This is a genomic window from Hydrogenophaga crocea, assembly GCF_011388215.1.
Lineage (GTDB): Bacteria > Pseudomonadota > Gammaproteobacteria > Burkholderiales > Burkholderiaceae_C > Hydrogenophaga > Hydrogenophaga crocea.
Genome location: NZ_CP049989.1, coordinates 1,029,435 through 1,048,630, shown reverse-complemented (window position 1 = coordinate 1,048,630; position 19,196 = coordinate 1,029,435). Strand labels below are relative to the sequence as shown.

General features: G+C 71.9%; 18 protein-coding genes. 8 read left to right on the top strand and 10 right to left on the bottom strand.

Annotation, left to right across the window (positions count from 1 at the left end; translation table 11 throughout):
- Positions 1 to 112 precede the first annotated feature (112 nt).
- The 3 genes from G9Q37_RS05030 (at position 113) to G9Q37_RS05020 (ending at position 3,042) form a co-directional block, all read left to right on the top strand.
- A complete protein-coding gene (locus G9Q37_RS05030; RefSeq protein ID WP_166225438.1) occupies positions 113 to 1,294 on the top strand; it encodes a hypothetical protein in 1,182 nt (393 codons plus the stop codon).
- Between the two features lie 126 nt (positions 1,295 to 1,420).
- Positions 1,421 to 2,533, top strand: a complete 1,113-nt coding sequence (locus tag G9Q37_RS05025) for a hypothetical protein (protein ID WP_166225435.1) — start codon at positions 1,421 to 1,423, stop codon at positions 2,531 to 2,533.
- A gap of 71 nt (positions 2,534 to 2,604) precedes the next feature.
- A complete protein-coding gene (locus G9Q37_RS05020; protein WP_166225432.1) occupies positions 2,605 to 3,042 on the top strand; it encodes a YciI family protein in 438 nt (145 codons plus the stop codon).
- 12 nt (positions 3,043 to 3,054) lie between these two features.
- Here the strand turns inward: G9Q37_RS05020 and G9Q37_RS05015 are convergent, their stop codons facing one another.
- The gene (locus tag G9Q37_RS05015) at positions 3,055 to 4,047 is read right to left on the bottom strand and encodes an SdiA-regulated domain-containing protein (RefSeq protein WP_166225429.1); all 993 of its coding nucleotides are present in this window, start codon (positions 4,045 to 4,047) and stop codon (positions 3,055 to 3,057) included.
- A gap of 82 nt (positions 4,048 to 4,129) precedes the next feature.
- Entirely contained in the window at positions 4,130 to 4,279 is a 150-nt protein-coding gene (locus G9Q37_RS05010; RefSeq protein ID WP_166225426.1) for a hypothetical protein, read from the bottom strand.
- A 157-nt stretch (positions 4,280 to 4,436) separates the two neighbouring features.
- Here G9Q37_RS05010 and G9Q37_RS05005 point away from each other — a divergent pair, with 157 nt between their 5' ends.
- Both G9Q37_RS05005 and G9Q37_RS05000 read left to right on the top strand, forming a co-directional pair.
- Positions 4,437 to 5,603 carry a tetratricopeptide repeat protein gene (locus G9Q37_RS05005; RefSeq protein ID WP_166225423.1) on the top strand — a complete coding sequence of 389 codons (1,167 nt, stop codon included), beginning with the start codon at positions 4,437 to 4,439 and terminating at the stop codon, positions 5,601 to 5,603.
- A 41-nt stretch (positions 5,604 to 5,644) separates the two neighbouring features.
- Positions 5,645 to 6,799 carry a HupE/UreJ family protein gene (locus G9Q37_RS05000; RefSeq protein ID WP_240936521.1) on the top strand — a complete coding sequence of 385 codons (1,155 nt, stop codon included), beginning with the start codon at positions 5,645 to 5,647 and terminating at the stop codon, positions 6,797 to 6,799.
- 7 nt (positions 6,800 to 6,806) lie between these two features.
- Here the strand turns inward: G9Q37_RS05000 and G9Q37_RS04995 are convergent, their stop codons facing one another.
- Positions 6,807 to 7,421 (bottom strand): LysE family translocator, encoded by a 615-nt coding sequence (locus tag G9Q37_RS04995; protein ID WP_166225418.1) that lies wholly within the window; start codon positions 7,419 to 7,421, stop codon positions 6,807 to 6,809.
- A gap of 154 nt (positions 7,422 to 7,575) precedes the next feature.
- On the opposite strand from G9Q37_RS04995, the gene G9Q37_RS04990 reads away from it, so the two are divergent.
- Together G9Q37_RS04990 and G9Q37_RS04985 are read left to right on the top strand one after the other, a co-directional pair.
- Positions 7,576 to 8,829 carry a PQQ-dependent sugar dehydrogenase gene (locus G9Q37_RS04990; protein ID WP_205710723.1) on the top strand — a complete coding sequence of 418 codons (1,254 nt, stop codon included), beginning with the start codon at positions 7,576 to 7,578 and terminating at the stop codon, positions 8,827 to 8,829.
- On the top strand, positions 8,829 to 9,404 hold the full coding sequence (locus G9Q37_RS04985; RefSeq protein ID WP_166225416.1) for a c-type cytochrome: 576 nt from the start codon (positions 8,829 to 8,831) through the stop codon (positions 9,402 to 9,404). The genes G9Q37_RS04990 and G9Q37_RS04985 overlap by 1 nt, the downstream gene beginning before the upstream one ends.
- Positions 9,405 to 9,413: 9 nt before the next feature.
- Here G9Q37_RS04985 and G9Q37_RS04980 read toward each other — a convergent pair whose 3' ends face one another.
- On the bottom strand, positions 9,414 to 11,399 hold the full coding sequence (locus G9Q37_RS04980) for a hypothetical protein (RefSeq protein ID WP_166225414.1): 1,986 nt from the start codon (positions 11,397 to 11,399) through the stop codon (positions 9,414 to 9,416).
- 182 nt (positions 11,400 to 11,581) lie between these two features.
- On the opposite strand from G9Q37_RS04980, the gene G9Q37_RS04975 reads away from it, so the two are divergent.
- On the top strand, positions 11,582 to 12,220 hold the full coding sequence (locus G9Q37_RS04975; protein WP_166225412.1) for a hypothetical protein: 639 nt from the start codon (positions 11,582 to 11,584) through the stop codon (positions 12,218 to 12,220).
- A 1-nt stretch (position 12,221) separates the two neighbouring features.
- Here G9Q37_RS04975 and G9Q37_RS04970 read toward each other — a convergent pair whose 3' ends face one another.
- The 6 genes from G9Q37_RS04970 to G9Q37_RS04945 all read right to left on the bottom strand — a co-directional run bounded on the left by G9Q37_RS04970 (position 12,222) and on the right by G9Q37_RS04945 (position 19,158).
- A complete protein-coding gene (locus G9Q37_RS04970; protein ID WP_166225410.1) occupies positions 12,222 to 14,375 on the bottom strand; it encodes a hypothetical protein in 2,154 nt (717 codons plus the stop codon).
- 10 nt (positions 14,376 to 14,385) lie between these two features.
- Positions 14,386 to 14,865 carry a type III secretion system chaperone family protein gene (locus G9Q37_RS04965; protein WP_166225408.1) on the bottom strand — a complete coding sequence of 160 codons (480 nt, stop codon included), beginning with the start codon at positions 14,863 to 14,865 and terminating at the stop codon, positions 14,386 to 14,388.
- A gap of 146 nt (positions 14,866 to 15,011) precedes the next feature.
- Positions 15,012 to 16,097, bottom strand: a complete 1,086-nt coding sequence (locus G9Q37_RS04960) for a C4-dicarboxylate TRAP transporter substrate-binding protein (RefSeq protein ID WP_166225406.1) — start codon at positions 16,095 to 16,097, stop codon at positions 15,012 to 15,014.
- 72 nt (positions 16,098 to 16,169) lie between these two features.
- On the bottom strand, positions 16,170 to 17,153 hold the full coding sequence (locus G9Q37_RS04955; RefSeq protein WP_166225405.1) for a tripartite tricarboxylate transporter substrate binding protein: 984 nt from the start codon (positions 17,151 to 17,153) through the stop codon (positions 16,170 to 16,172).
- A 30-nt stretch (positions 17,154 to 17,183) separates the two neighbouring features.
- Positions 17,184 to 18,326, bottom strand: a complete 1,143-nt coding sequence (locus tag G9Q37_RS04950) for a CaiB/BaiF CoA transferase family protein (RefSeq protein ID WP_166225403.1) — start codon at positions 18,324 to 18,326, stop codon at positions 17,184 to 17,186.
- A 13-nt stretch (positions 18,327 to 18,339) separates the two neighbouring features.
- Entirely contained in the window at positions 18,340 to 19,158 is an 819-nt protein-coding gene (locus G9Q37_RS04945) for a citryl-CoA lyase (RefSeq protein WP_166225401.1), read from the bottom strand.
- Between the last annotated feature and the right edge of the window lie 38 nt (positions 19,159 to 19,196).

Here is a 19,196-nt window from a genome sequence, read left to right as displayed (position 1 = left end):
CGATGAACAAGGCATGAAGACGGGCGTGGCGCGGGAACCGGCGCGGCCGCCGGCCCTACCCACGGCCCTCGGCAACGATACCCCCTACCCCTTACGTCTACCCTGCAGCGCCATGCGAGCCCCCAGCCTCCGATACATCTGGCAGAACAACCTGGCCGACGTGGCGGCCGCCAGCCAGTACCCCTTGAGCGAGGTGCTGGCGCCCCACAAGGAAAAGCAGCTCCAGGCCATGGCGCGCGACGGGTACCTGCCCATCGCCCTGGTCGACAAGCGCGGCCAACGGGCCGCTGCGCCCTACCTCGAGGCGCTGCGCTGGTCTTTCGACTCGCAGCGCCTGCCCTTGCGGGCCGGGGCGCCGGTGCTGGAGGCGCTGGCGCGCCGCTTCGTGGCGCTGCTGGGCCGCGAGGCGGCCAGCGAGCCGCCCTTGGGGAACGACCACACGCGGCGGCTGCGCACGCTGGCGCTGTGCATGCGCCTGTTCGAGAGCATGGCCCCGCGGCAGGCCAAGCGCGTGCTGCACGATCTGCTGAACCACAAGGCACTGGCGCACCCCGAGCCCGAGCGCCCCACGCTCGCCGACATCCCTGCGCTGGCCCTCTGCGCCTGGACCATCGCCTGGCGCCGTCTGCTGGGCAGTTCGCCGCTGTACGACGTGCTGCTGCAGGCGCAGACCCATGCGGCCTCGCTGCCCTGCGCCGAGCGCGCGCACATGCTGTCCGAAGAAGCTGTGCTGGTCTGCACGCTGCACCTGCATGAGCGCCAGCGCGTTACCCTGGCACGGCTCGCCGACGATGCCGAGCGCCAGCCCGCGCTGCGGCCGTTGCTGCGCCACACCCAGGCGGCCGTGGCTTTTCTGCAGAGCGAAAGCGATGCCGGCACGCAGGTGGACGCGCTGCTCGACCACCTGCTGCACGAAGAGCGGCTGTGGACCGCGGCCGACACCCTGCTGCTGCTGCACCTGGCGCACCTGACCACGCCCCTGGTACCGGCCGACTGCGCCACGCTCGGGGGCGAGGACGGCCTGGCGATGCACTTTCAATCGCTCCACGGCTTCGCACTGGGCTTCGCGGACCAGGGCCTGCAGCTGCGCACCGACCAGGCCGCGCGCGTGCAAACCGCCGCGGTGGCGCTGCTGCGGCACCTGGCCTCGCTGGTGCCCGATGGCCAGCCCGCAGAGGCGCCACTGGTGGTGGGGCTGCTGCCGCACGCGCTGCGCCAGGCGGCGCTGGCGCGCCTGAGCGAGTGCGAGCGCAAGCGCTTCTTGCCGTATGACCCGTGCGACGCCGGCGTCTGACCCGGCCGCGCGGCGCGGGGCCAGCGCCATGAAAAAGCTGTGAAGACTGAAACCGGCCAGGAACCGCGGTGTTTGTCGGGCCGACACAGCCGCTCTTTCCATTGCGCCCTCCGGGCTTTTCACCCCATGCGACCCCAATCCCGCTTCGTCCTGAACCTTGACCTGGCCCATGCCCTGGCCACCGCTCGCCGCGACGACGAAACCGCGTTGATGGGCAAGGCCCCCGAAGCACTCCATGAAACCCTGCTCTGGCTGCGCGACGCAGAGCGCCTGCCGATGGTGCTCCCCCGGCCTTTCAACGCCCGCAACGTTGACGCGATGACGCGCCTGTCGGGCATCTTCAACAACCTGCTCGCGCGCCCCTCGTCCCCCGACAAAGAACCGCAGGATGCGCGCACCCGGCAATGGTGCGCCGAGGTGCTGACCATGCGCCTGTTCGACAGCATTGACACCAACGACGCCCGACAGGTGCTGGGTGTGCTGCTCACCCACGAGACCATGGTGCAGTTCGGCACATCGCCCCATGCCCTGCTGGATGCCGCCCAGTTGCCCCTGGTGACCTGGACGGTGGCCTGGCGACGCCTGCTCGACACGCCCGGCGTGTTCGATGTGCTCGAGGGCATTCAGGAACGCTGCGCTGGCGCGATGCCGCCCCGCGATCGCGCGCGCATGCTCGTCGAAGCCTGCGTGCTGGCCACGGCCAGTTACAACGACAAGAACAGCCTGCTCAACCTGGCCGAACTCCAGTACCTCACGCAAAAGCACCCCGAACTCGCTCCCTTGCTGGCGCACCTGCAACGCGCGATCGACTTCCTGAACGCCCACGAGGGTGCGCAGCGAACCATCACGCCCCTGATCGATCACCTGCTGCGCGACGACACGATGTGGACCGCGTCGGACACCCAGCTCCTGCTGCACCTGAGCCACATGGTGGTGGGCAGCGACGGTGAAGACCGCCTGCCCAGAAGCGATCGGATGGCCATGCACCACAAGAAACTGGTCACGTTCAGCATGGAGCTCGCCTCCAAGCACGTGTTCCTGACGGACGAACAGGCCTTGGGCGTGGAAGACGCGGCGGTGCGGCTGCTGCAGCACCTGGCCTCGCTGGTGCCCCAGGGCAAGCCCGCACACGCAGACGCCGTGCTGGCCCTGCTGCCCGCGGTGCTCCGAGAGAAAGCGCTCGCGCGCCTGACGCCCGGCGAGCGCGCGCGCTTCGTCGCGGAAGAGGCCCTTGTCTGATCCGGCCCCGCTCGAACGTCGTACCCCCTGAAGGCGCCAGAATGGCTGGCCGCCACCTTCAGGAGAAACGCATGAAGTTCATGGTCATGGTGCACGCCGACGCCGGCACCGAAGCGGGCGAAATGCCCACCGAAGCCGAGTTCGCCGCGATGGGCGCGTTCAACGAAGAACTGGTGAAGGCCGGCGTGATGCGCGCGGGCGAAGGCCTGCACCCGAGTGCGCGCGGCGCGCGCGTGGTGTTCGACGGCCGCGGCACGCGCGTGGTCGACGGCCCGTTCACCGAGAGCAAGGAGCTCATCGCCGGCTTCTGGCTCTGGGAATGCGCCTCGCTCGACGAGGCCGTGGCCTGGGCGCGGCGCTGCCCCAAGCCCACGCGGGGCGCGCAGTCGGTGCTCGAGATCCGCCGCGTGTACGAGGCCGAGGACTTCGGCGAGGCTCTCACGCCCGAACTGCGCGAGCAGGAAGAGCGGCTGCGCGGGCAGATCGAGGGTGGGCGCGGGCCGCGCTGACGCGAGTGCCCTTCAGCGCAAGGCCCAGGCCGGCGCGCGCGGCGGCTCGAAACGGTAGAACAGGTTGGGCTCCGACAGCACATAGACCGCGCCGTCGTTGCCCACCGCCAGCCCTTCGGGCTGCGGCACCTTGCGCTGCAGGCCGTTCATGCCGCGCCACAGCGGCAGCAGGCTCACGGGTGTGCCATCGGGCGCGTACTCCACCACCATGGCCGACTCGTCGCTGAGCAGCAGCAGGTGGCCCGTGGGCTCGTGGAAGGTGAGCGAGGACAGGTCGCTCATGAACAGCGTGGCCGCCGAGGACGACTTCCACTCGGAGATGCCGACATCGAAGCCCGAGCCGCCGATGGCCGGCTGCAGGCCGGTCATCACGAGCACGCGCAACGGCAGCTTTTCCTTCACCACGAACAGGCGGCCATTGGCCGAGTCCCACGACACGCCCTCGAAGCTCGCATTGCGCACCACGTCGATGCCGAGCTGCAGGCGGGGCTGGCCCGCGAGCGACAGGCGCTGCGCGCCGGGCTCGAGCCGCACCCAGGTGAGGCTGTGGCTGTCTTCGTCCGAGATCACGTAGGTGTCGCCCTGCACGTGCGTGATGCCCTCGGGGTCGTTCACGCCCTCGAGCGGGATCAGCCGCAGCAGCCGGCCATCGGTGGACAGCTCGGCCACCTGCGGCGGCCGGTTGATCACGGTGAACAGGGTGCCGGTGTCGGCGTTGAACGTGAGGCCCGAGGTGTTGCGCGTGAGCCCGTCGACGGGCAGGCCTTCGATCGCCACGCGGTACGACGACAGGCCCACCGAGCGCCCTTCCCAGTCGGCGCTCGCCAGGTGGGTGCGCGCCGCGTAATAGGCCAGCGCAGGCAGCTTGAAGTACCAGCCGAGGCCCAGCGCGAGCAGCGCGAACGCCCACAGCAGGCGGCGTCGCGCCCGGCGAGAGGGGGTGGCTGGGGGGGGTGGGGAGGAGGTGGCGGGGGCGCTGCAAGAAGCGTTCGCATGGCGGCTCATGGCCGCGATGGTGCCCGCAATTGCAGCTCCCCAAGGGGCCCCGGGCGCCAAAGGCCCGAGGCGTGCAGGGCAAAGCCCCGGCTTACTTCTTCTTGCAGGCTTCCTTGTCGGCGTTTTCCTTCTTCGTGCAGTCGACCTTGTCGTCCATCTTGCCGCCGGCGTGGCTGGCGGCGAAGGCGGGAGCGGACAGGAGCATCACGGCGGAGACGATGGCAGCGAACAGTTTTTGCATGGTTGCACCCAAGGGTTTGATGACGTTGATGGCACGCGGTGCAGGGAACTGCATCCGCGAGGCGAATCGTCGCGTACTGTTGGGCAGTATGGATAGCGACGGAACGCAACACATGAAACGCACAAAACACGGTGATGGATTCAAGGGAAAACCCGCAGTGGGCTTATTCGCCCTGTTGCTCGTGGGCACCGCCGCCCTGGCCCAGCCCCGGGTACAGCCCGCGCCCGACACCGTGGTGCTGCCGCGCTCGGCCCAGGCCGGCGGCGGGGCGCAGGCGCTGCGCGAGACCGCGGCCGCCTGGCGGCGCGACCCGCGCAACGAGGCCGCCGCGCTGGCCTATGCGCGCGAGGCCTTCGTGCTCGGCCTGGCCGAAGGCGACCTGCGCTGGTACGGCGCGGCGCGCACCGCGCTCGAACCCTGGTGGACCGCGCCCGCGCCCGACGCCCCCATGGCCTTCATGCGCGCCCTGGTGCGCCAGGGCTTCCACGATTTCAAGGGCGGCATCGCCGACCTGAACACCGCCATCGCGCAAGACCCGGCGCGCGCCGAGTACCGCTCGTGGCGTTTCTCGCTGCTGCTGCTCACCACCCAGCTCGAGGCCGCGCGCGCCGACTGCGCCGCCATCGCGCAGCGCGTGGGCCCCGACGAAGGCGCGGCCTGCGACGCCATCCTGCGCGTGCGCACGGGCCGCGCGGCCCTGGCCCTGCCGGTGTTCGAGCGCCTGGTGGCCCTGCCCGACTACCAGGGCCCGCAGGCGCAGGACTGGCTGCGCTACCACCAGGGCGAGGCGCTGCGCGTGGCGGGCCGGCCCGAGGCCGCCATCGCCGTGTGGCAGGCCCACCTGCAGGCGCGCCCGCGCGCCCACCTGGTGCGCAGCGCGCTGGCCGACCTGCTCAACCAGCAGGGCCGCCACGCCGACGCGCTGCGCCTGAGCCTGTTCGAGCCCGCGCCCAGCGACGCACTGCTGGTGCAGGCCGTGCTCGCGGCCCGTGCGCTCAAGGACCCGCGCGCCGAGCGCCTCGACGAGCAGGCCCTGCAGCGCCTTCAGGCGCAGGACGCGCGCGGCGAGGCCTTGATCGAGCGGCCGCAGATGCAGTACTGGATCCGCACCGGCCGCGACGTGGCGCGCGGCCTGGACCTGGCCGCGCGCAACTGGGCCGAGCAGCAGGAGCCCGCCGACGCGGTGCTGCTGGCCGAGGCCGCGCTGGCGCTGAACCAGCCGCAGCGCGCCGCGCCCGTGCTCGACTGGCTGGCCGCCACCGGTTACACCGACCCCGCCCTGAACCCGCTCGCGCAACGGCTGCGCCAGCGCCTGGGCCGCTGAGCCCCTTCGTGGAGAACCGACCCATGGGCCTGCTTCGCCCCTTGATCACCCGCACCCTCGCGGCCGCCACCACCGCGCTGGCCTGCCTGCTGCCCCTGCCGGCGGCCCACGCCCACAGCAGCAGCAACGCCTACCTGAGCCTGCAGCCGCGCGGCGACGCGCTGGTGCTGCGCGCCGACGTCCACCTGCGCGACGCCGACCTCGCACTCGACCTGGACACCGACCGCGACGGCCAGGTGCGCTGGGCCGAGGTGTCGCCCCGCTCGGCCGAACTGCTGGCCTGGCTGCGCAGCGGCCTGGCGCTGCAGGCCGGCGACCGGGCCTGCGAGCTGCAGCCCATCGACCTGCTCGCCAGCGAGCGCAGCGATGGCCACTACCTGAGCGCCGAATGGACCGTGGCCTGCGCCACGCCGCGACCCACCGGGCTCTCGCTCACCTACAGCCTGCTGTTCGAGCGCGACGCGCTGCACCGCGCGCTGGTCAAGGTCGAGGTGCCGGGCGCCGAGGGCAGTGCCGTGCTCGCGCCGGACCGGCCGCAGACCGTGCTGCTGCCCGAGCAGCCCAAGACCGCGCTGCAGGTCTTCGGCCACTACGTGGTGGAGGGCGTGTGGCACATCTGGATCGGCTTCGACCACATCCTGTTCCTGCTCAGCCTGCTGGTGCTCGCGCCGCTCACGGCGCAGCGGCGCACGGCCGCCTCGCGCGCGGTCGACTGGCTGCCCCAGCCCGCGCTGCGCCCGGCCCTGTTCGACGTGCTCGCGGTGGTCACCTCGTTCACCGTGGCGCACTCGATCACGCTGGGCCTGGCGATCTTCGGGGTGGTGTCGCTGCCCGCGGTGCTGATCGAAACCGTGATCGCTGCCTCGGTGGTGCTGGCCGCGCTCAACAACCTGCTGGGCGGCTTCTCGCTCAAGCGCTGGCGCCTGGCCTTCGTGTTCGGCCTGATCCACGGCTTCGGCTTCGCCAACGTGCTGCTCGACCTCGAACTGCCGGCCACCCAGCTCGCGGTCGCCCTGGGCGGCTTCAACCTCGGCGTGGAGCTGGGCCAGCTCGCGATCGTGGCGGTGTTCTTCCCGATCGCCTGGGCGCTGCGCCACACCCGCTTCTACCAGCGCGGCGTGGTGGTGGGCGGCTCGATCGGCATCGCCCTGGTGGGCAGCTGGTGGATCGCCGAGCGGTTGGGGCTGGTCGGCTGAGGCGGCGTCAGCCGCGCAGCGGCAGCGCGAGGCCGATGGCCATGAACACGCCGCCGCAGGCGCGGTTGAAGGTCTTGCCCACGCGCTGCAGCCAGGGGCGGATGCGGTGGGCCGCGCCTGCGATGAAGCATTCGGTGGCCACCTCGACCAGCGCGAAGGTGCCGGCCATCACCACGAACTGCGGCCACAGGGCGCGCGCGGGGTCGATGAACTGCGGCAGGAAGGCCGCGAAGAACAGGATGCCCTTGGGGTTGGTCACGGCCGACAGAAAGCCCTGGCGAAACAGCACGCCGGCGCGCACCGGCCCGCCCGCCGAGGCCGCGAGCGTGTCGCCCAGCGGCGGCGAGCGCCACACCTGGATGCCCAGCCACACGAGGTAGGCGCCGCCCACCCACTTGAGCACCGCCAGCCAGCCCAGCGAGGCCTGCAGCAGCGCGCCGATGCCGAACATGGACAGCGCGATCAGCACCACGAAGCCCAGCGCCCCGCCCGCGATGGTGAAGCGCGTGAGCCGCTGACCGTGCAGCGCGCCGTGCGTGAGCGCGAGCAGGCCGTTGGGGCCCGGCGACAGCGACAGGCCGAGCGCGGCGACGAGGTAGATGAGCCAGGTGTGGAAGTCCATGGGGCGGTGTCCTTGGCTATCGCGGCGATAGGCGAATACCCGGGTCCGGTGAGGGTTTGCCGCGATGCGTGTGGCCCCGATTGTCGCCAGCATTTTGTAGGCATGCCAACCATCGGCCTGCCTGCGAACAACTCGAATCTTCAGGAGACTCCGCATGATCAAGACCCTCGCCCGCCCGGGCGTGCTGGCCGCCGCCGTGGCGCTCGCGCTCGTGGGCTGCGCCCAGCAGAAGGCCCCCACCGCCGCGGCCCCAGCCGCCCCCGCGACCCCCGCCGCTGCCGCACCGGCCTGGCAGCAAGGCATGCCCGCGAGCATGGCCAACTCCAACCTCGCGCCGCTGGCCGGCAAGATGACCGTGACCCCGGCCGAGCAGATCCCGATCGACCGGATCAAGCTGCCGCCGGGCTTCAAGGTGGAGATCTGGGCCACCGGCCTGCCCGGCGGGCGCGCCATCGCGGCCGGCGACAACGGCAAGTACTACGTGGGCACGCGCGGCATCGGCCGCGTCTACGAGGTCAGCGACAACGGCAGCGCGCGCAGCGTGCGCACCGTGGTCGACAAGCTCAACCAGCCCGCGGGCGTGGCCTACCGCAACGGCTCGCTCTACGTGATGGCGATCGACAAGGTGCTGCGCTTCGACGGCATCGCCACCAACCCCAACGCCCAGCCGGTGGACATGACGGCCGCCTTCAAGCTGCCCAAGGAACAGCACCACAACTGGAAGTACATCGCCTTCGGCCCCGACGGCAAGCTCTACGTGCCCTTCGGCGCCCCCTGCAACATCTGCGAGCTGCCGAGCAACGAGTACGCGCAGATCCGCCGCTACAACCCCGACGGCTCGGGCATGGAGGTGGTGGCCACGGGCGTGCGCAACAGCGTGGGCTTCGACTGGCACCCGCAGACCAAGGAGCTCTGGTTCAGCAACCACGGCCGCGACTGGCTGGGCGACGACACGCCCAACGACACCCTGCACCGCATGCGCGCCACCGGCCTCAACCACGGCTTCCCCTACTGCCACGAAGGCAAGCTGGCCGACCCCGACGTGAAGAAAGCCAACGCCTGCGCGGGCGTGGAGCCGCCCGTGGCGCTCATGGGCCCGCACGCCGCCAGCATGGGCGTGACCTTCTACACCGGCACCATGTTCCCGCCCGAGTACCGCAACGTGCTGTTCAACGCGCGCAAGGGCTCGTGGAACCGCACGAAGAAGATCGGCTATGACGTGGTGATGGTGAAGGCCACGGCCGACGGCAAGAACGCCCAGGTCGTGCCCTTCATGACCGGCTTCATGAACGAGGCCGACCAGAGCTTCTGGGGCCGCCCGGCCTACCTGCTGCAGATGAAGGACGGCTCGCTGCTGGTCTCGGACGAACAGCTCGGCGCGATCTACCGCGTGAGCTACGCCCGCTGATGCGCCGCGCGCTGCTGCTGTGCGCAGCGCTGCTGGCGGCGTGGTCGGCCCCCGCATCGGCCCAGGCGCTCGGCGAGCGCCTGGCCGCGTGCGCGGCCTGCCACGGCGCCGGCGGCGCGCCCGCGCCGCTGCCCAACTCGCCCACGCTCGCGGGCCAGCCCGCGCTGTTCATCGAGAACCAGCTCGTGATGATCCGCGAGGGCCTGCGCGACGTGCCCGCCATGAAAGGCCTGCTCGACGGCGTGAGCGACGCCGACCTGGCCGCGATGGCGAAACACTTCGCGGGCCAGCCGCTCAAGCCGCAGCCGGGCCCGCGCGATGCCGCGCGGTTCGCGCGCGGCGAGCAGGTCGCCAACGGCAACCGCTGCGCCAGCTGCCACCTGCCCAACTACGCGGGCCGTGAGCAGATGCCGCGCCTGGCCGGCCAGCGCGAGGACTACCTGCTGCACTCGATGCGGCAGTTCCTGAGCGGCCAGGCCACGGGGCGCGACACCATCATGGCCGCGTCGCTGCGCGGCCTGAGCGACGCCGACCTCCAGGCCATGGCGCACTACTTCGCGCAGCTGCCGCCCTGAGCGCCGCGCTCACTCGGTTTCCGACAGCGGCGGCAGGGGATCGTTGATGCGCAGCAGCGAACGCTGCATGTCCCCGTAGCCGGCGTCTTCGGCCGCCCGCGGGCCCAGGCCGCGCACGGCCTCGTCCAGGTGCTGGAGCGCGCCGCGCACCGCGCGCTCCGAGCGCTCGACGGCGGCGTCCTCCGCGGAGCGGCTGTCCGAGCCGGACTCGAGCCGGGTGGCGGTGCTGCGCTCGGCCTCGGCGTCGAACTCGACCGCCGAGCCGATCTCGGGCAGCGGCGGCAGCCCGATGTCGGCCGGCGGCCTGTCCGGGTGCCCGGCCGCTGCGTCGGCTTCGGCCGCACCACCCGCGGCCGGCGCGCCGCGCCCCTGCGCCCACCGCGCCACGCCCGTGGTGGCGCCGGCCGCGAGCTTGAGGCCGAACTGCAGCGGCATGCGCAGAGACCAGCTGCCGATGAGCCAGCTGCCCGCGAAGAGGTTGCCGTACAGCGCCTGCCGCGCGAGGGTGTCGGACACCCCGGGCCCGCCCTGCGCCTGCGACAGCACACCCATCGCATAGGCGAGGTTGGTCGCGGCCAGCGTCTTCATCTGCGTGACGTAGGGCAGCAGGCTCAGCACGTTGGCCGCCACGCGCGTGCCCTGGTGCAGGCGCCGCCCGGGCGAGGCCATGGCCACGAGGTTGTCGCGCACGGTCTTGCGGTCGCGCGCGAGCCAGCCGCTTTCGCCCAGGCGTTCGAGCTGGGCGATGGCCTTGCGGTGCGCGGCGATCGCGGCCGTGATCGTGGCGTCGCCTTCCTGCAAGGCCAGCAGCAAGGTGTGCTGCGCCTCGCTGAGCTCGGGCAGCGCGTCCAGGATCTGGATGTGGCGGCGCAGGTGCTCGGCCCGGAAGTCGTCGAGCGCGTCGATGCGGGCCTGGCGGGCCGCGATCTTGGCCTCGCGCGCGCGGCGGGTCTGCACGCCGCCGTCGGGCCGCGTGGCGCCCGGCAACAGGGTGCGCGAGACGTTCTGCTGCACCGCCGTGAGCGAGCCCCCCACGGCCACGCCGAAGCACAGGTGGTTCACGAAGTTGGCCATCGAAAACGTGTAGGCCTGCTGCATGCCCCAGGCCGTGCTGCCCGCGGCCACGGCGTCGAGGATCTCGATCGCCACGCGGCCCGCGCCCATGTAGGCAATGGCGAACCAGAGAAAGGCCGCGTCGTCGACGAGAAAGCTGCGGCCCGCGATGCCGGCCACGGTCAGCGCGTCGATGGGGCGATCGCGCAGCTCGCCCGGCACCGCGCCCGCGAGGTGGTCCATGCGCGCGGGCCGGCCCAGGCGCTCCCAGGTGGCCAGCACCACGGCGTTCATGCGCTCGCAGGCGTCTTCGCGCTCGGCGGGGGTGCCGCCGATGCTGGCGGCGATCCAGTCGGACAAGGCGTCGGTGTAGGTCTGCCAGGCCGCGCTGTCGGGTGAACCGTAGGCCGCGCCCCAGTTGGCGCGCACCATGCCGCCCACCGCCTCGCCGAGCGTGCCGTGCAGCGTGGGCGCCACCAGGCCGTACACCGCCGAGGCCGCGGCCACGCTGTGCGGGGCGATCAGCGCCGACAGCAGCGAGCCGATGGCGAAAGAGGCCGAGAACACGCCCGCGCCCGCGAGGTAGTTGAAGCCGAACTGCGACGCCCACGAGGGCACCTCGACCTCGGCCGGCTGCGCGACCGCCTCGCGCACGGACAGCGGCACGCGCTGCCGCGCCGTGTGAAGGACGTCTTCGGGCAGGTCCTCGTCCTGGCCGAGGCGCGAGAGCACCAGCAGCTTCGAGAGCCCGGGCCGGTACGGAACCGGGCGGTAAGGGGGGACGGGCACCTCGCTGTCGGACGCCTCGGGCCCGAGCAGGCTGGCCTGCTCGCCGGGCGGCTCGCCCGCACCGGTGGGGCCGCTGTCGCTGTGGCTGCGGCTGTGGCTGTGGCTTTGCCGCCCGGGCGAAAGCGGCTTCACCTGCGGGTCGGTTTTGCTCACCGGCTGCGGGCGTGGCTTGGTGGGAGACCCCTGGAAGGAGGCGGGTGCGCTGCGGGGGGATTTGGGAATCAAGGCGCGTTTCCTCGGTCGGGGGGCAAGACCGCCTGAGTGCGGCGATGCGAGGCCGCGGTTCCCTCACTTCGGCATCAAGGCCCGCCCTGACCACCCTTACCATCGCGCCGATGAACACCCCCACCCTGCCCTGGCGCGGACGGCTGCTCGCGCGCTTCGACGCGCAGGCCCTGCGCGACATCGCGGCCGCGCCCGCGGCGAGCGGCGGCGAGCCCGCCGGCCTGAGCGAGGCCTTGCAGCGCTGGAGCCACGCGGGCCTGGGCAGCGGGCGCGCGCCCTGGTGGCGGCCCCATGCCCTGCCCGAGGTGGCGCAGCGCTTCAGCTGCGCGGCGCTGGTGGCGCCCGGGCCAGGGCCCGCGCTGCACGCCTGCCAGCGCTTCGCGCGCGACCTCGACCGCAATGACGAGCTCGCCGCCCTCGCCGCGCGCTCGCGCTGGGCCGGGCTGCGCCTGAAGCTCGCGGTGAAGTGGCACGAGCTGTGGTGGTGGCGCGCGCGCCACCCGCGCCAGCCCTGGGACTGCGGCGAACTGCGGGACGCGCCCGAAGCCCTGCGCCGCTTCGTGCCGCGCCGGCCCACGCTGCTGCTGGCCGTGGGCCTGGCCCCCGATCGCCTGCGCGAGACCGCGGCCCTGCTGCAGGCGCGCAGTGCGGCCTACCCGCAGCCCGTGCGCCTGCTGTGCCTGGTGCGCGATGCGGCCCACGCGCCGCCCGGCGCCGCCCTGATCGGGGCCGAGGCCGCGGCGCGCTGACTCAAGCGGGCGCCTCGCCGCCGCCGCTTTCGCTGTCCTCGCTGTCGCGACCGCGGCGCGAGTCCTCGATCTCGGCCTTGATCACCGCGTTCAGTGCGGTGAGCAGTTCGATCGTGCGCTGAGGGCCGTGGCGCCGGTGCAGGTCCGCGAGGTTGCGCTCGAGTTCTTCCTGCCCCTCCTCGAGCGTGGTCCTGATGCGCACCGGCGCACCGCTGGCTTCGCCCCCGTCGCCTTCGCTGTCGGGCATGAAGAACGGCCCCACCTCGGTCTCGACCACGGAACTCTGCACCGCCTGCGCGGAGCGATGGGCCCCGGTGTCGGCCCCGGTGTCGGCGTCGGTGTCGGCCTCGGCGTGGGCTTGGGGCGGCGGATCGGCCACCGGGGGCATGCGCATCACCTCGTCGGCCGGCGTGCCGCGCCAGCGCTGGTACAGGCCCGCACCGATGCCATAGCCGAACTTGAAGCCGGCCTGCAGAAACGTGCGGCCGTACCAGAAGCCGATCAGCCGCGAGCCCATGAAGGTGTTGGCCAGCGCGACCTGCTGCGCCTGTTCGGCCGTCACCGCCGGGCCCCCGTGCTGCGCGGCCACCAACTGGCGTGCATGGGCCGCATTGGTGGCCGCCAGGCCCGTCATGCTCGCGACATAAGGCATCAGGCAGGCGACGTTGCCCGCCAGGCGCGCGATCTGGTTGCGCCGCAGCGGCGGCGAGAACAGGGTGCGCATGTTGGCGCGAAAGGTCTGGTCGTCGCGCTCCAGGCGGCTGAGCTCGCCCTGCCGCTGCAGGTGCGTGATCTCCGCCTCGCGCCGCGCCACCGCGGCCTCGATCAGCTTCATGGCCTCGCACAGGGCCGTGTGTTCTTCGTCGTGAACGGGCGAGAGCGGCGCCAGTTCGTTGGCGCGCCGCGTCGCCGCCTGGTTGAGCCCGGTGTGGTGGTCGCGCAGCACCTGGATGCGATCGCGCAGCGCCGCGATCTTGCGCTCGCGGGCTTGCGTGCTGTGCACGCCGCCATCGGGCTGCACCGCGTCGGGGTAGACGAGGCTGCGCATGGCGTTCTGCTGAACCGTGGTGAACGAGCCGCCCATGCCCGCGCCCCAGGCGAGGTGGTTGAGGAAGTTGTAGAAGGAAAAGCGGTAGGCCTCGCGCAGGCCCCACTCGCGCGCGCCCTGCGCCACCTGCCGCAGCAATTCCACCGCGACCCGGCCCGCGCCCGCGTAGGCAATGGCGAACCAGGCGAAGGCCACCTCGTCGACCAGGAAGCCCATGCCCATGGCCTTGAGCGGCGTGCGCAGGTCGATCAGCTGTGCGCGCAGGTCGATCGTGTGCGCGTCGCCCAGCGCGTCGGTGTGCGCGGGCCGGCCCCAGCGCCGCCAGAGCTGGATCACCTCGGTGTTGAAGCGTTCGCAGGCGTCTTCCAGACCCGCGCGATCGCCCGCGCAGCGCGCCTGCAGCCAGTCGGCCAGCGCGTCGCTGCAGGCGCGCCAGGCGTCGGTGTCGGGCGAGCTGTAGGCCGCGCCGCGGTTCTTGCGGATCATCATGCCCACGGCTTCGCCCATGGAGCCGTGCAGCAAGGGGGCGACGAGGTCGAACAGCACGCCCGCCGCCAGCGGGTTCAGCGGGCTCACCGCGGCCGATGCCAGCGAGCCGATCGCGAACGAGCTCGCGTACACGCCCGCGCCGGTGCAGTAGTTGTAGGTCAGCTGCCACAGGCGCGGGGCGGCTTCGATGTCGGGCGGGGCCGTCGCATGGGCGCGCGTGGTGTGCAGCACGAGGGCCGAGTGCCCGTACACGGGCTCGATCTGGCGGCCCAGTTCGCGCAGCATGGGCTGGCGCGGCGAACGCGGCACATAGCCCGGCGGCGGCGGGCCGGCGCGCTGGCGCCGTGGGGGGCGGGGTGAGCCGGGTGGTGTCCGGGGCGGTGTCTCGGGGGGCGTGATGGTCAGGGCGATGGGCAACGCGATGGGCAGCGCGATGGGCAGCGAGTCGTGTGCGCTGGCCGGGCGATCGCCCGTGACCGACCGCTCGGTGGCCACGGGTTCCTCCTGCGCCAGCACACTGGCGCGGCCGGGCTGCGACGGGCTGCGCGTGCAGGAGGCCACGGACTCGCGATGGCGTGTGGGCAGCGTGGTGCTGCGCTGGATGCCGGTGCGATACATGGAGGCATCCTCAGGCGCGCAGGGCGTGGCACAGCGGATCGGGGCCGTGGGCGGCGTCGGGTGCGTCGTCGAACGCCTCGTGCGCGTCGCCCACGAGCAGGCTGTCGCGCCACTCGCCGGCCTGCGCCGCCGTGGCCTTCACGATGGCCGCGAGCGCCGCCGCCTGCGCCGCGCCGGGCCCGAAGCGCACCGTTTGCGACAGCACCACCGTGTCGCGGAACGGGTTGAGGCCGAAGCGCAGGTCGGTCTGGTCGGCGCTCATGAGCTGCACCTGCAGCAGGCGGCGGTACACGTCGAGCGCCTGGTCGGGCGCGGCCGCACCGATCTCGGCCACCACCACCGGCCAGCTCAGGCCCTCGCCGTGGTGCAGCGCCACCAGCACACCGTCGATCTCGACGGTGTGGCCCTGCGCCAGCGCGTTCACATCGTCCAGGCCCAGGGCCTGGCTGGCCTCGCGGCACAGCCGCGCCATGTCGGGTAAGGCGTTCATCGTTCGCTCCTCTGAATCGGTATGGGGAAAAAAGGCGGGCCTTGAGAGGCCCGCCCTTGAGTGATCCGGGTGCATACCCGGTTCCGGTATCTCCCCACCCCTGTGCCAGAGGTGTTCGATTGGTGATCGCTGCGCCCGCGCGGGCCTCACTTCTCCCAGTCGCGCTCGGGCTTGGCGCCACGCGCCTTCACCGCGGCCATGTACTGGGTGAGCAGCGCGCGGGCCTGCACGCCGCGCGCCTCGTTGTTCTTCACCCACTCGCCCGCGAGGTTGGGCATGTTGTCGATCCACTTGCGGCGGTCGGCCTCGGACATGGGCGTCACGGTCACGGGCGGGTTCTGCGTCTTGCCGAGTTCGACCATGCGGTTCATGGCGGTCTGGTGGCGCTGCAGCAGGTCTTCGCCGTGGCGGCGGGTGTACTCGGCGCCGGCCTCGCGCATGGCCTGCTGCACCTCGGGCGGCAGCTTGGCCCAACTGTCCTTGTTGATGGCCACACCGCCCGAGAACACCACGCCCATGTTCACCTTGGTGATGTAGGGCGCGACCTCGTAAACCTTGGCCGGCAGGATGCCGGTGGCCAACGAGACCACGCCCTCGCTCACGCCGGTCTGGATGTCCGTGTAGTAGGTGGTGAGCGCGCCGTCGACCGGCGTGGCGCCCACGCCGCGCAGCCACACGCCCAGGATGCCCGGCGCCGACAGCTTGCGGCCCTTGAGGTCGTCCACCGACTTCACCGGGTTCTTGGTCCAGATGTCGTAGGTGTCGGAGCCGGTGGCGCCGAGGAAGACGATGTTGTACTTGTCCCACTCGGCCTTGAAGGCCGGGTTCTTCTCGATCATCTCGGTCATGGCGCCGAGCACGATGCGCGGGTCGCTGGTGGTGAACGGCGTGTGCGCGCTCAGCTGCGACAGCGGCATCTTGGCGGGCTCGAGGTAGCTGAACACCCAGCCGATGTCGGTGATGCCCTGCTCCACGCTGGTGAGCGTGGCGTTGGCCTTGTAGAGCTGGCCGCCGAAGGCCTCTTTCCACTGGATCTTGTACTTGCCGCCCGCGGCCAGGCGCTTGTCCACCTCGGGCATGAACACGTCCTTGATGAAGCCGACCCACGGGATGGTGGTGGGGTGGCTGGACGCCACGGTGAGGTTGATCACCTGCTGGGCCGTGGCGGCCCCGGACAGGGCCGCGGCCGCCAGCGCAATGGCCGTGAGGCGGACGAAAGTCGAACGTTGCATGCTTGTCTCCGTTTGTGGTTGGGGATCGATCGCTCTGTCAAATCGCTCTGTCAAATCGCGCTGGCGCCGCGCTCAGTCCACCTGGGCGCCCGACTGCCGCACCAGCGCGGCCCACTTGGCCACTTCGCTGCGGCCGAAGGCGTCCATGGCCTCGGGGCCGAGCGGGCGCTGTTCCACGCCCTGCGCGGCCAGCTTGCCCGCGGTGTCGCCCTTGGTGAGCGCGGCGGCCGTGGCCTGGCGCAGCCGCGCCAGCACCGGCGCGTGCGTGGCCGCGGGCGCGTACAGCATGAACCAGGCGACCAGGTCGAAGTCGCTGCCGGTCTGCTCGGCAATCGTGGGCACGTCGCGCGCGGCGGCGCTGCGCTGCGCGCTGGACACGCCGAGCGCGCGCAGCTTGCCGGCCTGCATGTGGGGCAGCACGGCGGCCGGGTGGTAGAACATGAAGTCGGCGCGGCCGGTCATCACGTCGTTCATGGCCATGCCGCCTTCCTTGTAGGGCACGTGCAGCATCTGCCCGCCCAGGCGGTTCTTGAGCAGTTCGCCCGCGAGGTGGCCCGAGGTGCCGTTGCCGGCCGAGGCGAAGGTGGCGCCCTGCCCCTGCGCGGCCTTGGCCTTCAGGTCGGCCAGGGTCTTGAGCGGCCCGTCGCCGGCCACCACGAGGAAGGTGGGCGTGTAGCCCACCAGCGCCACGGGCGCGAAGTCCTTGAGCGGGTCGTAGCTGAGGTTCTTGAACAGCGTGGCGTTGATGGCGTGCGTGCCCACCGTGCCCATCACGAGCTGGTAGCCGTCGGCCGCGCCGCGCGCCACCTGGGCCGAGCCCACGGTGCCGCCCGCGCCCGCGCGGTTGTCCACCACGATCGATTGCCCGAGCTCGCGGCCCAGGCCTTCGCCCACGATGCGCGCAATGATGTCGGTGGTGGTGCCGGGGCCGAAGGGCACCACCACGCGCAGCGGGCGGTCGGGGTAGCTCTGGGCGGCAGCGGGCAGCGCGAAGGCGCCGGCCGCGGCGCCCAGCGTGATCAGGGCTTCTCGGCGGTTGGGCAGGGAACGGGTCATGCGGTGTCTCCGGTGTTTTTTTTGGGGGGGTCAGCGTGCGGCTTGGGGCCAGCCTTGCGCGTACAGCGCGTTGTGCTCGCCCAGCGTGGGCGGCGGCGTCACCTGCAGGTTGCGCTGGCCGTCGAAGCTGATGGGCGAGCGCACCGTGCGCGAGGGGCCCATGGTGGGGTGCTGCATGTCCACGAAGAGCTGCAGGTGCCGGGCCTGCGGGTCGTCGGGCACCTCGTCGGTGCGGTACATGGGCGCATGCGGCACGTCCTGCGCGAGCAGGCGTTCGCACCATTCGCTGCGCGGGCGTCGCTTGAAGATGTCGCGCAGCACGCCGATCAGCGCGTCCTGGTGGGTGATGCGCGCGAAGCGGTCGCAGAAGCGCTCGTCCTCGAAGATGTCGGGCTTGTCCATGGCCAGCGCCAGGCCCTGCCAGAACTTCTCGGGCGAGGACATGTGCAGCGCGATCCAGCCGCCGCAGGCGCATTCGAGCACGTAGCTCTGCGACACGCTGGGCCGGCTGTAGGGGCCCATGACCTCGCCCACCGAGAACAGGTGGGTGAAGGCGTCGAGGTTGAAGTGGGTCATGGCCTCGAACATGGACACGTCCACGCGCCGGCCTTCGCCGCTGGCGTGGCGCGCGTGCAGCGCGCCCAGGATGCCGAAGGCCGCGTAGTAGCCGGTCATGGCGTCGGCGATGGCCGGGCCCACCACGCGCGGGTTCTCGGGGTTCACGAGCAGGCGCAGGAAGCCGCTGGCGGCCTGGGCCACGGTGTCGTAGCTCGGGCGGCTGGCCGACGGGCCGTCGGGCCCGAAGCCGCTGATGGCGCAGTAGATCAGGCGCGGGTTCATCTCGCGCAGCCGCGCCTCGCCGGCGTGGATCTGCTCGGCAAAGCCCGGACGGAAGTTCTGGATGTAGACGTCCGCGCCCTCGATGAGGCGGTCGAAGGTGGCGCGGTCTTCGGGCTTGCGCGTGTCCAGCGCCACGCTGTGCTTGTTGCGGTTGTAGGTCTGGTAGTGCGGGCTGTAGAGCCCGCCCTTGAAGGCGCGGAACGGATCGCCCGTGCCGGGGAGTTCCACCTTCACCACCTCGGCGCCCATGTCGGCCAGCACCATGGCGGCCGCGGGGCCGGTGATGAAGGTGCCGTGCTCGACCACGCGCAGGCCTTTGAGTACGGGGATCATGGCCGTGTCCTCCTCAATCGATCTTCTGCACCGGCACGAAGCCCTCGGGCACCACGCCGGTGTAGCGCTCTTCGCGCGTGGCCTGGTAGGACAGCGCGAATCCGATGGGTTGTTCGAGCTCTTCGGCCATGTGGGCGATCAGGCCCGCGCAGCGCGCGAGCATGGGCACGCCCTTGAGCGCGCGCAGCGGAAAGCCCACGCCCAGCAGCACCGCGGGAATCGCGGCCGACACGTTGAGCTTGAGCGGCTTGCCGATCACCTCGGGCAGCACCGCCTCCACGGCTTCGGCGATCTGCACGAAGCGCTGGCCGCCGCCGGCGCGCTGCGATTCGCGGAACAGCGCGGCCACGCGCGGGTCGCGGTCCTTGTGCACGGGGTGGCCATAGCCCGGCACGGCCTGGCCGCGCGAACGCCAGTCGGCCACCACGGCGCGCGCCGCGGCCCGCAGGTCACCGCCGTGCTGCGGCGCGGCGCGATCGATCTCGTCGAACAGCCGGCCCGCGGTTTCGGAAGCGCCCAGGATCACCGAGCCGCAGCCCAGGATGCCCGCGGCCACCGCGCCCTGCAGCGCGTCGGGTGCCGCGGCCAGGGTCATGCGCGCGGCCTGCACGCTGGGCACCAGACCGTGCTCGGCGATGGCCACCAGCGTGGCGTTGAGCACGGCGCTCGCGGGCGCATCGGGCCGGCGGCCGGTGAGCAGCAGGAAGAAGTAGTCGCCGAAGCCGATCTGGCCGATGAGCCCGTTGCACAGGTCCTCGCCGCGCACGACGATGGCCTCGGGGTTGTGGGCGCAGATGGCCGATTGCGGCACGGTGGCCTTGCCGATCTTCAAGACGGTCTCCAGTGAAAGCGGGGAACGGGTGCGGCGCG

Excerpts from the sequence above, each read along its gene's own strand:
- G9Q37_RS05010 (WP_166225426.1), bottom strand. The coding sequence starts at position 4,279 with ATGCAAAAACTGTTCGCTGCCATCGTCTCCGCCGTGATGCTCCTGTCC.
- G9Q37_RS05020 (WP_166225432.1), top strand. The coding sequence starts at position 2,605 with ATGAAGTTCATGGTCATGGTGCACGCCGACGCCGGCACCGAAGCGGGC.
- G9Q37_RS04985 (WP_166225416.1), top strand. The coding sequence starts at position 8,829 with ATGCGCCGCGCGCTGCTGCTGTGCGCAGCGCTGCTGGCGGCGTGGTCG.
- G9Q37_RS05030 (WP_166225438.1), top strand. The coding sequence starts at position 113 with ATGCGAGCCCCCAGCCTCCGATACATCTGGCAGAACAACCTGGCCGAC.
- G9Q37_RS04955 (WP_166225405.1), bottom strand. The coding sequence starts at position 17,153 with ATGACCCGTTCCCTGCCCAACCGCCGAGAAGCCCTGATCACGCTGGGC.
- G9Q37_RS05015 (WP_166225429.1), bottom strand. The coding sequence starts at position 4,047 with ATGAGCCGCCATGCGAACGCTTCTTGCAGCGCCCCCGCCACCTCCTCC.
- G9Q37_RS04965 (WP_166225408.1), bottom strand. The coding sequence starts at position 14,865 with ATGAACGCCTTACCCGACATGGCGCGGCTGTGCCGCGAGGCCAGCCAG.
- G9Q37_RS04970 (WP_166225410.1), bottom strand. The coding sequence starts at position 14,375 with ATGTATCGCACCGGCATCCAGCGCAGCACCACGCTGCCCACACGCCAT.
- G9Q37_RS04950 (WP_166225403.1), bottom strand. The coding sequence starts at position 18,326 with ATGATCCCCGTACTCAAAGGCCTGCGCGTGGTCGAGCACGGCACCTTC.
- G9Q37_RS04995 (WP_166225418.1), bottom strand. The coding sequence starts at position 7,421 with ATGGACTTCCACACCTGGCTCATCTACCTCGTCGCCGCGCTCGGCCTG.
- G9Q37_RS04975 (WP_166225412.1), top strand. The coding sequence starts at position 11,582 with ATGAACACCCCCACCCTGCCCTGGCGCGGACGGCTGCTCGCGCGCTTC.
- G9Q37_RS04990 (WP_205710723.1), top strand. The coding sequence starts at position 7,576 with ATGATCAAGACCCTCGCCCGCCCGGGCGTGCTGGCCGCCGCCGTGGCG.
- G9Q37_RS05025 (WP_166225435.1), top strand. The coding sequence starts at position 1,421 with ATGCGACCCCAATCCCGCTTCGTCCTGAACCTTGACCTGGCCCATGCC.
- G9Q37_RS04960 (WP_166225406.1), bottom strand. The coding sequence starts at position 16,097 with ATGCAACGTTCGACTTTCGTCCGCCTCACGGCCATTGCGCTGGCGGCC.